Raw genomic sequence first — 13,583 nt, forward strand, 5'->3', positions numbered from 1 at the left:
CCCCGAAAAACTAGGAGATACATCATGGCGAAGCTCAGCACCGAGGAGCTGCTCGACGCGTTCAAGGAGCTCACGCTCATCGAGCTCAGCGAGTTCGTGAAGGCGTTCGAGGAGACCTTCGACGTCACCGCCGCCGCGCCCGTCGCGGTTGCCGCCGCCGGCGCCCCCGCCGCGGGTGGCGACGCCCCCGCCGAGGAGGAGAAGGACTCGTTCGACGTGATCCTCGAGGCCGCCGGCGACAAGAAGATCCAGGTCATCAAGGCCGTCCGCGAGCTCACCTCGCTGGGCCTCGGCGAGGCGAAGGCTCTCGTCGACGGCGCGCCGAAGCCCGTTCTCGAGGGCGCCAACAAGGAGGCCGCCGAGGCCGCCAAGGCGAAGCTCGAGGAGGCCGGCGCCTCGGTCACCCTCAAGTAATCCGTTTCGGATTCGCTTCCGCGAACGCCCCGGGTCCCGCAGGGCCCGGGGCGTTCGCCGTGCGCGGCGTGCTTTACACGCGCGCCCCGCGGGGGGCAAGCCCGTTGCCGGTCCGGACGCTCCGCAATATCGTGAGCGCGCAGTGATCCCGCACGGTGCCGTGAGGAGGCCAGACGGTCCGGCCCCGTGCACGACACGTTCGGAGGGACGGCATGTTCACGAATCGCACACGTCGACGCATCACGACGCTCGGTGTCCTGGGCGCGACCAGCCTCGCGGTGGCCGGATGCGGCGGAGGAGGGGGCGGCGGTGGGGGCACCGACGTCGAGATCGAGGGCGACTTCTCGGGACAGACGCTGCGCGTCGTCGCCGCCTGGTCGGGCGCCGAGCAGCAGAACTTCGAGGCGGTGCTCCAGGCGTTCGAGGACGCCACGGGGGCGACCGTCGACTACACGAGCTTCGGCGACAACGGCCCGACCTACATCCAGGGGCAGCTCGAGGGCGGCACTCCGCCCAACGTCGCGGTCCTGGGACAGCCGGCGCTGCTGCAGTCCCTCGCGTCCAACGGCGACATCCTGCCGCTGAGCGACGAGACCGCCGGGGTGGTCTCGGAGAACTACGACCAGACCTGGATCGACCTCGCCACCGTCGACGGCGACCTCTACGGCGTGTGGTTCAAGGCCGCGCACAAGTCCACCGTCTGGTACAACGCCGACGTCTACGACGAGGCCGGCGCCACCGAGCCCGAGGACTGGGACGGCTTCCTCGACCAGCTGCAGCTGCTCACCGACGCCGGCTATGCCGGGATCTCGGTCGGTGCCGACGTCGGATGGCCGCTGACGGACTGGTTCGAGAACGTGTATCTGCGCACCGCGGGTCCCGAGATGTACGACCAGCTCACGAACCACGAGATCCCGTGGACGGACCCGTCGGTCGAGGAGGCGCTCGAGGTGCTGGCCTCGCTGTGGGGCACGGACCTCGTGCAGCCCGGCGGCGACCAGCGCACCTTCCCCGAGAGCGTGACGGAGGTCTTCGGCGCGGACCCGCAGGCGGGCACCGTGTTCGAGGGCGACTTCGTCGCGGGCAACATCGCGGCGGACGGCAACTCCACCGTCGGCGAGAACGCCCTGTTCTACGAGTTCCCCTCGATCAACGGCTCGGAGTCGTCGGTCGTCGCCGGCGGCGACGTCGCGGTGGCGTTCACCGACGACGAGGCGACCGACGCGCTCATGCAGTTCCTCGCCAGCCCCGAGTCGGCGGCGATCTGGGTCGAGCTGGGCGGCCTGCTCTCGCCGAACGCGGGTGTCGACACCTCGCTCTACCCGGACGACGTGACGCGCGACATCGCCGAGTCGCTCACGGGCGCCGACACGCTGCGCTTCGACATGTCGGACCTGCTGCCGAGCGCCTTCGGCGGCACTCAGGGCCAGGGCTTCTGGCAGGAGATGATCTCCTTCTACCAGAACCCGGAGGACATCCAGGGCGCCATGGAGCGGCTCGAGGCCGCGGCCGCGGCGGCGGCGTCCTGACGGCGGACGTCGCGCCATGACCTCCGTCACCGTGCCGGCGGGCGCGGCCGGGAGCACCCGGCCCGCGCCCGCCCGGGGCGATCGCAAGGAGCCCGGCTCCTGGCGCAAGGCCCTCATCACCGCCTCGTTCCTCGCACCGGCGCTCATCATGCTGGGCGCCTTCGTGGCGTACCCGATCGTCTACACGATCATCCGGTCGTTCTTCGGGCGGGACGGCGAGCAGTTCGTCGCGTTCGAGAACTACGCGACGATGTTCACGAACGAGACGACGTTCACGGCCATCCGCAACAACGTCATCTGGGTCATCGTCGCCCCCGCCGCCTGCACCATCCTCGGCCTGATCTTCGCGGTGCTGCTGGAGAGGCTGCGCTGGAAGACGGCCTTCCGGCTCATCATCTTCATGCCGATGGCGATCTCGATGCTCGCCGCGGGCGTCATCTTCCGCGGCATGTTCCAGGAGAGCCCGCAGCTCGGCGTCGTGAACGCCGTGATCTCCGGCGTCCAGAACGCCTTCGGCGACACGGGCGGCTACCCGGGAGCCCAGCCGCGCGACGGCTTCGGGGTCATCGCGGACGGGCGGACCATCGCGAGCGAGGCGGAGGTCGCCGCGGGGGGCACGCAGGACTTCCCGCTCACCGGCATCCGGCAGTCGAACGTGCCCGAGGAGGCGGCGCAGGCCGAGCAGGCCCCGAGCGCGTCGGGCACTCAGATCACCGGAACCGTGTTCCTCGACGTCGTGCGGGGCGGCGGCGGGACCAACGGCGAGATCGAGGAGGGCAAGAGCGGCCTGCCCGGGATGCGGGTCGAAGCCCTGGGCCCCGACGGCGACGTGCACGGCTTCGCCACGACGGGCGCGGGCGGCACGTACACGATCGAGGGGCTCGAGGCAGGACAGGGCTACACCGTCTCGCTGCCCGCGACGAACTTCGAGGAGAGCGCCCAGGGGGTCTCCTGGCTCAGCTCGACGTTCATCAACGCCGTGATCATCCTGTCCTACATCTGGATCTGGGCCGGGTTCGCGATGGTGATGATCGCATCGGGCCTGTCGGCCATGGATCGCTCCCTCCAGGAGGCGGCCCGGATGGACGGCGCGACCGAGTGGCAGGTGTTCACCCGGATCACGGTGCCCCAGCTGGCGCCGGTGCTCGTCGTGGTGCTCGTGACGCTCATCATCAACGTGCTCAAGATCTTCGACCTCGTCTACGTCATACCCCCGGGCGCGTCGAGACCGGCGGCGAACGTCATCGCGGTGGAGATGTGGACCGTGTCCTTCGGCGGGGGCGCGAACCAGGGCCTCGGGTCCGCGCTCGCGATCCTCCTGCTGATCCTGGTGCTGCCGTCGATGATCATCAACGTCCGACGGTTCCGCGAGGAGCGTGCGCGATGAGCGCGCGCGAGTCGCTGGCGAACGCAGAGGAGCGTGCGCGATGACGTCCGCAAGCTCCCTCGGCATCGTCACGAGGAAGAAGACCGTCGGCCAGCGGATCGTCGGGGCGCTCGGCAACACGGTGGTCAACATCGTGCTCGCGATCGTCGCGATCTTCTGGCTCGTCCCGAGCATCGGGCTGTTCATCACGTCGCTACGCACATCCGGGGACAACGCGGCCTCAGGATGGTGGACGGTCTTCACCAAGCCGGCCGAGCTGACGATCCAGAACTACGCCAACCTGCTGTCGAACCCCGCCATCACGGGCTCGTTCTGGAACACGATCGTGATCACGGTCCCGACCACCGTGCTCGTCGTGCTGTTCGGCGCGCTGGCCGGCTACGCGTTCGCCTGGATGCGTTTCCCGGGCCGCGACTGGCTGCTGATCGTCGTGATCGTGCTGCTCGCCGTGCCGCTGCAGGTCGCGCTCATCCCGCTCGCCCGGATGTTCGGGGCTCTGGGGATCTTCGGCAGCGTCCTGGGCGTGATCCTGTTCCACACCGCGTTCGGCCTGCCGTTCGCGATCTTCCTGCTGCGCAACTTCTTCACGCAGATCCCGGGGGAGCTGATGGAGGCGGCGCGCATCGACGGTGCGGGGGAGTGGCGGATCTTCTTCACCGTGATCCTGCCGCTCGGACTGCCGGCGATCGCGTCGCTGGCGATCTTCCAGTTCCTCTGGACGTGGAACGACATGCTCGTCGCGCTGATCTTCACCAACTCCGACTCGATGCCGCTGACCGTGGCGATCCAGTCGCAGCTGCGTCAGTTCGGCTCGAACATCGACGTGCTCTCCGCCGGCGCGTTCCTGTCGATGATCATCCCGCTGATCGTGTTCTTCGCCTTCCAGCGCTACTTCGTGCAGGCGCTGCTGGCGGGTTCGCAGAAGTAGGGGAAAGCGCGAGCGGGGCGGGCCGGTGCTTCACGCACCGGCCCGCCCCGCGGGCGCGCGTCGGGCCGCCGATCAGGCGGAGGCGAGCGGCATCGCCACGGCGGCGAGGAAGTCGCTGAAGCGATCTCCCTGCACGGTCACGTGCGACCCGGCCAGGCGCTCGGCCTCCGCCGCGTCGCCCGAGCGCACGGCGTCGACGATCGCGGCGTGCTCGTCCGAGGAGGAGCCCATGCGCCCGGGCACCCGCAGCTGCAGGCGGCGGAAGGGCTTCAGCCGGGTCTGCAGGGAGCTCGCCATGCGCGCGAGGAAGGGATTGCCGCTCGCGGCGTAGAGCAGCGAGTGGAACCGCTCGTTCGCGTAGTAGTACTCGTCGGCGTCGCCGGTCGCGAGCGTGGCCTCGCACTCGGCCCGCGCCTCGTCCAGCTCCCGCAGCTGCTCCTCCGTGCGCCGACGGGCCGCGAGGCGTGCGCACATGCCCTCGAGCTCGCTCATCACCTCGAACATGTTGAGCATCTCGGGAATCGGGATGACGCGCACGAACACGCCGCGATGCGGTTTGATCTCCACGAGCTCGGTCGCGGCGAGCTGCCGCAGCGCCTCGCGCACGGGCGTGCGCGAGACGCCGAAGCGCTCGGCGAGCATGACCTCGTCGAGGCGCTGCCCCGGGGCGAAGGCCCCCGTGACGATCTCCTGCTCGATGAGGTCTCGCAGCATCTCCGCGCGGCTCTGTTTCATCGCGAGAAGCCTACGCCGTCGCCGCGGTCGTGTCCGGTGCGACCTGCGCCAGGCGCGCGAGCGCCGCGCGCGCTGCGACCTCCCCGTCGGTCACCGACTCGGACAGCATCGCGGCCGTGCCGCTGCGCACGTCGCCGGCGGCGAACACGCCCGCGCGGCTCGTCGCCAGGTCGCCGTCGACGACGAGACGGCCCGTCGCGTCGCGCTCGAGCAGGTCGGCGAGCCAGTCCGTGTTGGGATCGAGCCCGACGTAGACGAACACGCCCTGCGCGGCCGTCTCCGTCTCGGCGCCGGTCGCCTCGTCACGGATCGTGACGCCCTCGACGCCGTCCCGGCCGAGGATCGCGCTCACCGTCGCGCCCCCCTGCACGCGGATGTTGGCGTTCTCCAGAGCCCGGGTCCGGATCTCCTCCCGCGCGGTGGGAGCATCGCCCGTGTGGACGATCAGGACGTCGTGCGCGTGCTCGGCGAGGATGCGCGCCTCGTCGAACGCGGAGTCGCCTCCGCCGACGACGACCACCTGCTTCCCGCGGAAGAACGGGCCGTCGCAGGACGCGCAGTGCGACACCCCGCGGCCCTCCAGCGCGTCCTCTCCGGGCACGCCCAGGGCGCGCCGCGTCGAGCCCACCGCGAGGATCACGATCCGGGAGCGGAACTCCTCGTCGTTGCCGGACAGGACCCATCCCTCCGCCTCGGGCGCGAGGGCGTCCACCTGGGCGAGGACGACCTCGGCTCCCGCCGCCTCCGCCTCCTCGAGCAGTTGCACGCCGAGGTCATAGCCGGCGATCGGCTCCTCCTGGCCGGGGAAGTTCGTGATCCCCTCGACCGTGCTGACCTGGCCGCCGGCTCCCATCCGTTCGACGATCAGGACGCGCGCGCCCCCTTCGGCGGCGCGCCGGGCCGCGGTGAGCCCCGCGGTCCCGGCGCCCACGACCGTCACGTCATAGATCTCCGTCATGTTCCCGGCCTCTCAGCGCCAGTCGTCCACGGACACGGTGGCGGTGTGCCGCGCGCCCATGATCTGCCAGTACCCGTTCGTCTCCCCGCCGACGACGATCACCCGGATGTTCTCGACCGGGAACATCGGCACCTCCTCGTCGGGCGCGGCGTTGAGGTTGCTCGCCATGGGCTCCTCGCCGAACGTCGCGCGGGGGTAGATGTAGTTCTGGACGAGCTGCAGGTCCCAGTAGCGCCCGGCGGGCATGCGCGCGGTGTCGTGCAGCCACGCGATGAGGTCCTCCTTGCGCTCGAAGCCGCCGCGCTCGACGAACTGCCGCGCCACGATCGGGTCGAGCAGCAGGACGGGCGCCGTGACGGCGTCCGTGCCGAGCAGCATGTCGCGCACGTGCTCGCGCCAGTGGTCCTTGCGCAGACCGAGGCTGAACGTCGTCGAGCGGGCTCCGTAGAAGATGCTGACGGTGCTGTCGCCGGCGTCGAAGCCGTGCTGCACGTGCAGCGGCTCCCACGGGCTGCGCTCCTCGTTCTCGGCGAACGTGAGGTTGTTGTACGTGTAGTTGTTGCCCAGCGAGCCCATGAACGTCTCGCCCGGCACGGACCCGCCCTGCAGGTTCTGCGACAGCAGCCCGTACGCGCGCCCGATGGTCGCATTGGCGTGGTTGTACGGTCCGAGCGCGCCGGTGCCCGAGTTCATGCCGATCTGCGCGCGCACCGGGCCGTTGACCACGACCATCGCCGAACCCGAGCTCGACGTGCTGCCGCGCGCGGTCTGGCCGCTCGCCGCCAGTGCGAGGATCACGGGAAGGTACTCGGGCCGGGCGCCCGCCATGACCGCGTTCACGGCGACCTTCTCGACCGTGTAGCTCCACCGCCCGCGGTTCTTGGTCGGCTCCATCGTGCCCACGACCTCGCCGGGGTCGTGGCTCGTGCCCTCGAGCATTTCGGCCACGCGGCGCTTGGTCGGCAGCACGATCGGGAGCTTGTCGGTCCAGTTCCGCTCGAGGAAGAGGTCGTGCAGCTCGTCCTGGCGCGCGGGGGCGAGGAATCGCTTCTCCTCCAGCTTGGGCGCCGGCCGGTCGGCGGCCGCCGGCGGGAGCGCGGTCGTGAGCGCCTCGACGATCCCCTGCATGACGGGGCGCTGGTTCACGGGGTCCGTGCCGTGCACGTAGGCGCGCAGCTCCTCGGGCGACTTGCCCATGACCGGCTGCGGCACGAAGACGAGGGGCGCCTGGGGCAGGCCGCCCATGCGCGTGACGGACTTGACGACGCGCTCGAACTTCTCGGTGTGCACCGCCACCGCGGGCACGCCGTACTTGGTCTCGAGCGTGATCGCGTGCGTCGACACGGCGGGCGCGCACGTGCTGCAGTGGCCGACGCCGATGATCGCGGCATCGCCGTCGTTGCGGATGCGCTCCCACAGCTCCGGGTCGTCCTTGGCGTACGTCGACGCGAGCTGGACGAGGTGCGTCGTCACCGTCGGCATGTTCTCCTCGAACCACGCCGCGACCTGCTTGAGCAGCTCGATCGAGTCGTCGAAGCGGCTGTCGACGAGATAGATCGTGCGTCCCTCCAGCGACTCGAGCCGCTCCGCGGGCGTCTTGCCCTTGACTTCGGGCGGGTAGCCCGTGGGGTCGTGGACGGTCACGACATCCTCGTCGTGCGATTCCGTCGCCGTCCTGTCTTCGACGGCCGTGGTGTCGGTCATGGGGCCGGCTCCTTCTCGATATCGGTTGTCTGGTCTCGTGTCGGTTCGTGCGGGGTGCGGCACGCGTCAGGCCGCGTGCTCGGCCCGGGCATAGGTCTCGCGGAGGACCGTCTTCTGAACCTTCCCCATCACGTTGCGGGGCAGTTCGTCGACGAAGACGTACTCGCGGGGCTGCTTGTAGCGGGCGAGGCGCTCCGCGAGGTGGCGCTCGACGGCGGACTGGTCGATCGCGGCGCCCTCCTCGGGCACGATCGCCGCGACGACCTGTTCGCCGAAGTCGGGATCGGGGACTCCGAAGACCGCGCTCTCGGCGACGCCGTCGAGCGCGTCGATCGCAGTCTCGACCTCCTTGGGATACACGTTGTATCCGCCCGTGATCACGAGGTCCTTCGCGCGGCCGACGATCTGTACGTAGCCGTCCTCGTCGATCCGTCCGAGGTCCCCCGTGATGAAGAACCCGTCCGTGGTGAACTCCGAGGCGGTCTTCTCCGGCATCTCCCAGTAGCCGCGGAAGACGTTCGGGCCCGCCACCTGGATGGACCCGACGCCGTTCTCGTCGGCGTCGGCGATCCGCACGCTGACGCCCGGGAGGGGCGGGCCGACGGTGCCGGGGCGGCGCTCGCCGTGAAGCGGATTGGAGGTGAGCATCGTGGTCTCGGTCATCCCGTAGCGCTCGAGGATGGCGTGTCCCGTGCGCTCCCGCCATTCCGTGTGCGTGGCGGTCAGGAGCGGTGCGGAGCCCGAGACGAACAGGCGCACGCCGGCGCAGCGCGCACGCAGGTCGGGCACCTCGAGGAGGCGCGTGTAGTAGGTCGGGACGCCCATCAGCACGGTGGCGCGGGGGAGAGCGTCCGCGATCGCGGCGACGTCGAACTTCGGCAGGAGGATGACCGAGGCCCGCGAGAGCAGCGACACGTTGAGCCCGACGAACAGCCCGTGCGTGTGGAAGATCGGCAGCGCGTGGACCAGCACGTCGTCCGCCGTGTACTCCCACGCAGACTTCAGCGTCTGCGCGTTCGCGAGCAGGTTTCCGTGCGTGAGCATGGCGCCCTTCGAGCGCCCCGTGGTGCCCGACGTGTACAGGATGGCCGCCAGGTCGTCGCTCTCGCGCGCCGCGATGTCGTGCTCGGCCGGTCGCGGGTCGGCGTCGCGGTCCAGGCTGCCGGAGCCGTCCTCGCTGAGCGTCGCGACGCGCGCCGACAGCGGGCCGCAGACGAGGGCGAGCTCCTCTTCGCGCGCGGGATCGGTCACGACGAGGCTCGGGCGCGCATCCCGCACGAAGTACTCCAGCTCGGCGCGGGTGTACGCCGGGTTGATCGGCACGTACACCGCTCCCACCCGCAGCGTCGCGAGGTAGAGCGCGACGGCGCGCAGGCTCTTCTGCGTCAGGGCGATCAGCCGGTCCCCCGGAGCGACGCCCGCCGCGGCCAGCGCACCGGCGTAGCGGGCGGAGAGGTCGGCGAGCTCGCCGTAGCCGACGACGCCGCCTCCGGGCAGGTGGATCGCCGTCCGCTCGCGGTCCTCGGGCAGCAGATGGGAGACGAGGTTGGTCCCGTGATGGCTCATGTGGGCCGCCTTTCGTATTCGTAGCACGCCATGGCGCCGTACGACCGCTCCAGGCCGGCCGGCGAGGTGTCGGCGTCGAGCTGCACTCGCGTCAGCCGCGCGCCGTTGCCGAGGTGGAAGCGCGCGACGGGATCGAGGGGACGGCCGTCGTGCGGCCGGACGGACGACAGGTAGAGCTCCACGGCGCGCCGCAGCGCCTCACGGTGCGCGCTCCCCGCGTCGCCGCGTTCGAGCGAGTCGCGCAGGTCCCGCAGCTCGGGCCGTGCCGCGCCGGTCGCGTCCGCCAGCCAGCGCCGGAATCCGGGGATGGGCGAGAGCGTCGCGAAGGAGCTCAGGCCGGGGAACTCCTCGGCCAGCTCGCTGAGAGCCCGTTTGATGAGGGGCCCGCCGGACGGGATGCCGCGCAGTCCGTCCTCCGCCGCGGAGATGGAGTAGAACACGGCCGCGGTGGCGCTCTCGGGCGGCAACGGCGTGCGCTCGGGGGCGAGGATCTCGGCGATCGTGTCCGGCGGGGCCGCCATGAGGGCGATCTGCACGAAGGCGACGGGTCGCTCGGGCAGCCGCGGGTGGAACAGCCCGTAGCAGCGCCGGTCGGACGGGATGAGCCGCTGCAGCAGCTCGTCACGGTCGGCCACGGGATGCACCGCCTCGTGCCGTACGAGATGATCCAGCAGGGCCGGGGGCGCTGCGGCGTCGATGCGGACCAGCTGGAGCCCCGCCGGGGCGAAGAGCGCGGCGAGCACGGGGTGCAGCTCGCGTTCCAGCTCCTGCGCCTGCGCGTCGCGTCGCGCGGCCACGATCGCGTCACGGCGCATCCGCAGCAGCGTCGCGAGGCCGTCCGCCGACCCCGCCAGCGCGCGCAGCCGCTCCCGGATCGTCCCGCTTGAGGGCGCGCCAGGGGCTGCGACCACAGGGTCGGTCAGCCCGCCGCCGGCGGGAAGAGGATCTCGCATCTTCGCGTCCTTTCCTGCCGATATGTATAGCAGTCAGCGCAACTTGTATGCAATGCTGGCTCTGCTGCACACGGAAGTGCAGTCGAGGCCGGGCGGCCGACCCGTAAGCGACGCCGCTCAGTCCCGGAGAACACCTGAGAGAGGCTGACGAAGATGTCACCAATCACGCGCAAGATGACCCCGCTCACGCGCGGCCTCAGCGGCCTCGCCGTGGGCGTCGCCGCGGTCGTGGCCCTCGCGGGCTGCGGCGTGACCAACCAGCCGGCAACTGCCGGGAACGCCGGCGGAACCGACAGCGACACGCCGTTCTACCAGGGCAAGACCGTGACGCTCATCGTCCCCTTCGACGCGGGCGGCGCTTCCGATACCTTCAGCCGCATGTTCGCGGGGTACCTCGCCAAGTACCTCGAGGGCGAGCCGAGGATCGTCGTGGAGAACGTGCCCGGCGGCGGCCAGAAGGAGGGGCTGAACCGCTTCGCGCGCAGCGATCACGCGAGCGGCCTGAGCCTCGCGATGGGCTCGGGCGGCATCCTCGCGTCGACGCTGTTCGACAAGGAGGGGGTGCAGTTCGATCCCGACGAGTTCGAGACGCTCGTGGCGTTCGGCGGCGGCATGACGATCTTCGGCAGCACGGCCGCCGGCATCGAGTCGCTCGAAGACCTGCAGGACCCCGACCGCTCGTTCTTCTACGGCGGCATGGAGCTGAACGCGTCCGAGTCGGTGCGCGTCTTCGCGCTCGACCAGATGGGCATCCCGGACTTCCGCCCGCTCATGGGATACGACGGCGGCGGCTCCATCACCACGGCCGTGATGCGCGGCGAGCTGACGGCCGGCAACACCACGGCGTCGCACTACCTCAACAACGTGGTGCCGCTCGAGGAGGACGGCGACATCACGCCCCTCATGACGCAGGGCTACGTGATCGACGGCGAGGTCACGCGCGACCCGGCCACGCCCGACCTGCCGACGATGCCCGAGGCGTACGAGATCCTCACGGGTGAGAAGGCCGAGGGCATCGGCTGGGACGTCTACCGGGCCATCACGACGGCTCAGACCAACCTGCTGCGCAACTACTGGATCCACCAGGACGCGCCCGAGGAGGCGCGGGCGGCGCTCCACGCGGCCGTCGCGCAGGTCGTCGAGGACCCGGACTTCATCGAGGAGGCCACCGCGCTGCTGGGCGAAGAGCCGCCCGTCCAGCTCGGCGACGACGCCGCAGCCTCGCTCGTCGCGGCGCGCAACCTCACCGACGAGCAGGTCACCTGGGTCGAGGACTTCATCGCCGAGGTGAACTCCCGATGACCCCCAGCCCCTTCCCGCCTGCGCTCCGGCGCGGGGACACGATGAGGAGGTGACGCCGACGTGTTCGACTCGGCGCTGCAAGCGCTCCAGATGATCTTGAGCCCGGACCACCTGCTGTGGCTCCTCGTGGGCGTGGCCATCGGCCTCGTGCTCGGGCTCATCCCGGGCCTCGGGGGGATCACGGGCATGGCCGTGCTCCTCCCGCTGATCGTGGGGATGAACCCCGCGAGCGGCATCGGCATGCTCATCGGGCTCAACGCGGCCACGACGATCGGTGACACCTTCCCGTCCGTCCTCATGGGCGTCCCCGGCACCGCCGCCTCACAGGCGACGGTGATGGACGGATACCCCATGGCGCGGAAGGGGCTGGCCAACGTCGCGCTCGGCGCGGCGTTCACGTCCAACATGATCGGCGGGATCCTCGGCGCCCTCGCGCTGTTCCTGCTGATCCCGCTGGCCCGGCCCATCATCGTCGGCATCGGCTCGCCACAGCTGTTCATGCTGGCGATGCTGGGGCTCAGCATGGTGGTCGTGATATCCCGGGGCTCGATGGCGCCCGCGCTGCTCTCGGCCTGCATCGGCATGATGCTCGCGACGATCGGCAGCGCGAACATGACCGGCGAATACCGCTTCGTGGGCGAGATCCTCTACCTGTTCGACGGGATCGACCTCGCGATCCTCGCGATCGGCCTGTTCGCGATCCCGTCGATCCTCTCCCTGCTCGTGCAGGGGAAGGCGGTCGCCCGCGCCATGCCGCACAGCCGTGGTGGCGTGCTGCGCGGTGCGCGCGAGGCGCTGCGCCACAAGCGCGTCATCGCGGGCAACTCGCTCCTCGGGACGGTGCTCGGCATCATCCCGGGCATCGGCGGCAGCGTCATCGACTGGCTCGCGTACGGCGCCACCAAGCGCATGGTCCGCAAGGACCGCGACCAGTTCGGCAAGGGCGACATCCGCGGCGTCATCGCGCCCGAAGCGGCGAACAACGCCAAGGACGGCGGCGTGCTGGTCCCGACCCTGCTGTTCAGCATCCCCGGGAGCGCGACGTCCGCCATCCTCCTCGGCGGGCTCGCCACCATGGGAGTGGCGACGGGTCCGTCGATCCTGCGGCCGGAGAACATCTACCTGATCTTCGTGTTCATCTGGGCGCTGGCGCTGGCCAACGCGCTCGGCGCCATCGCGAGCGCCGGGCTCGCCCGGCCGCTCAGCCGGCTGAGCCTGCTGAAGCCGTACTCGTACGGGCCGTACCTGATCGTGGTGATGCTCATCGCCGCGTACCAGTCGGGCGTGCACTGGGGCGACATCGTGCTGGTCGTCCTGATCGCCCTGCTGTCGTGGGGCATGCAGGCGATCAAGTGGCCGCGTCCGCCGCTCATCATCGGCTTCGTGCTGGGGAAGGGCGCCGAGGACTACCTCTGGATCTCCGTGAACCGGTACGACCTGACGTGGCTCACCCAGCCGTCGACGATCATCATCGGCGTGCTCATCGTGGCGACGCTCGCCGCCGGCCTGACGGACCTGCCGGGGCGCCTCGCGCGCAAGGCCGCTGCGCGCGCACGCCGGAACCCGAAGGAGGTGCACCACGATGCTTAATCTCGGTGTCGTCCGCATCGTCGCCACGACCGCGGTCCTCGCGGTGTTCGTGGCGGCCGCGGTCACGTCCATCGGGTCCGCCGGCCGGCCGACCTTCTGGTTCCCCGCGTTCGTCGCGGTGGCCGGCACGATCGCGGCCGCGTACAGCCTGCTGACGGACCTGCTGAACGTGCGCCGGGGGCGCTCCGTGCTGGAGGGGGAGGTGAGCGACCTCGGCGCCTCCGTCTCGGACGGCGAGGACGAGGAGGACGGGACGGGCCGCTCGGAGACGCCCAAGCGGGTGCTGATCTGGGCGCTCTGGCTCGTCGCTCTGCCGGCCCTGGCGCTCGTGATCCCCTTCTTCTACGCGTCCCTCGTCTGGCTCGTGGCGGTGATGCGGGTGACGGCGCGGCGCAGCTGGCTGTCCGTGGCGATCTCGGTGGGCGCGTTCGGCATCGTGCTCAACGTGCTCGTGGTGCTGCTCGAGATCCGCATGCCGCCGGCGCTGCTGACGGGGTGGGGGTGAGCTGAACGCGGG

12 protein-coding genes are annotated in these 13,583 nt (G+C 70.6%); 7 read left to right on the forward strand and 5 right to left on the reverse strand.

Going from position 1 to position 13,583, the window contains the following annotated elements; genetic code table 11:
- Positions 1 to 24: 24 nt before the first annotated feature.
- The 4 genes from rplL to IEX37_RS03085 all read left to right on the forward strand — a co-directional run bounded on the left by rplL (position 25) and on the right by IEX37_RS03085 (position 4,258).
- Positions 25 to 414, forward strand: a complete 390-nt coding sequence (gene rplL / locus IEX37_RS03070) for a 50S ribosomal protein L7/L12 (RefSeq protein ID WP_188754782.1) — start codon at positions 25 to 27, stop codon at positions 412 to 414.
- A 212-nt stretch (positions 415 to 626) separates the two neighbouring features.
- Complete coding sequence (locus tag IEX37_RS03075) at positions 627 to 1,943, forward strand: ABC transporter substrate-binding protein (RefSeq protein ID WP_188754783.1); 1,317 nt, start codon at positions 627 to 629, stop codon at positions 1,941 to 1,943.
- Positions 1,944 to 1,959: 16 nt separating this feature from the next.
- Positions 1,960 to 3,330 (forward strand): carbohydrate ABC transporter permease, encoded by a 1,371-nt coding sequence (locus tag IEX37_RS03080; RefSeq protein WP_188754784.1) that lies wholly within the window; start codon positions 1,960 to 1,962, stop codon positions 3,328 to 3,330.
- A gap of 40 nt (positions 3,331 to 3,370) precedes the next feature.
- Positions 3,371 to 4,258, forward strand: coding sequence for a carbohydrate ABC transporter permease (locus IEX37_RS03085; protein ID WP_188754785.1), 888 nt, complete (start codon positions 3,371 to 3,373; stop codon positions 4,256 to 4,258).
- Positions 4,259 to 4,330: 72 nt separating this feature from the next.
- On the opposite strand, the gene IEX37_RS03090 is transcribed toward IEX37_RS03085, so the two are convergent.
- The 5 genes from IEX37_RS03090 to IEX37_RS03110 all read right to left on the reverse strand — a co-directional run bounded on the left by IEX37_RS03090 (position 4,331) and on the right by IEX37_RS03110 (position 10,174).
- A complete protein-coding gene (locus tag IEX37_RS03090) occupies positions 4,331 to 4,993 on the reverse strand; it encodes a GntR family transcriptional regulator (RefSeq protein WP_188754786.1) in 663 nt (220 codons plus the stop codon).
- A 10-nt stretch (positions 4,994 to 5,003) separates the two neighbouring features.
- The gene (locus IEX37_RS03095; RefSeq protein WP_188754787.1) at positions 5,004 to 5,951 is read right to left on the reverse strand and encodes an NAD(P)/FAD-dependent oxidoreductase; all 948 of its coding nucleotides are present in this window, start codon (positions 5,949 to 5,951) and stop codon (positions 5,004 to 5,006) included.
- A gap of 12 nt (positions 5,952 to 5,963) precedes the next feature.
- Positions 5,964 to 7,655 (reverse strand): UGSC family (seleno)protein, encoded by a 1,692-nt coding sequence (locus tag IEX37_RS03100; protein ID WP_188754788.1) that lies wholly within the window; start codon positions 7,653 to 7,655, stop codon positions 5,964 to 5,966.
- A gap of 66 nt (positions 7,656 to 7,721) precedes the next feature.
- Positions 7,722 to 9,221 carry an AMP-binding protein gene (locus IEX37_RS03105; RefSeq protein ID WP_188754789.1) on the reverse strand — a complete coding sequence of 500 codons (1,500 nt, stop codon included), beginning with the start codon at positions 9,219 to 9,221 and terminating at the stop codon, positions 7,722 to 7,724.
- A complete protein-coding gene (locus tag IEX37_RS03110) occupies positions 9,218 to 10,174 on the reverse strand; it encodes a malonyl-CoA decarboxylase domain-containing protein (protein ID WP_188754790.1) in 957 nt (318 codons plus the stop codon). The genes IEX37_RS03105 and IEX37_RS03110 overlap by 4 nt, the downstream gene beginning before the upstream one ends.
- Positions 10,175 to 10,327: 153 nt before the next feature.
- Between IEX37_RS03110 and IEX37_RS03115 the strand changes: the two genes are divergently transcribed.
- The 3 genes from IEX37_RS03115 to IEX37_RS03125 are packed head-to-tail and all read left to right on the forward strand — an operon-like array spanning position 10,328 to position 13,571.
- Positions 10,328 to 11,476 carry a type 2 periplasmic-binding domain-containing protein gene (locus IEX37_RS03115; protein ID WP_188754791.1) on the forward strand — a complete coding sequence of 383 codons (1,149 nt, stop codon included), beginning with the start codon at positions 10,328 to 10,330 and terminating at the stop codon, positions 11,474 to 11,476.
- 60 nt (positions 11,477 to 11,536) lie between these two features.
- The gene (locus IEX37_RS03120) at positions 11,537 to 13,066 is read left to right on the forward strand and encodes a tripartite tricarboxylate transporter permease (RefSeq protein WP_188754792.1); all 1,530 of its coding nucleotides are present in this window, start codon (positions 11,537 to 11,539) and stop codon (positions 13,064 to 13,066) included.
- Positions 13,059 to 13,571, forward strand: coding sequence for a hypothetical protein (locus tag IEX37_RS03125; RefSeq protein WP_188754793.1), 513 nt, complete (start codon positions 13,059 to 13,061; stop codon positions 13,569 to 13,571). The genes IEX37_RS03120 and IEX37_RS03125 overlap by 8 nt, the downstream gene beginning before the upstream one ends.
- The last annotated feature ends 12 nt before the right edge of the window (positions 13,572 to 13,583 follow it).

It is taken from the genome of Microbacterium album (genome assembly GCF_014643695.1).
Lineage (GTDB): Bacteria > Actinomycetota > Actinomycetes > Actinomycetales > Microbacteriaceae > Microbacterium > Microbacterium album.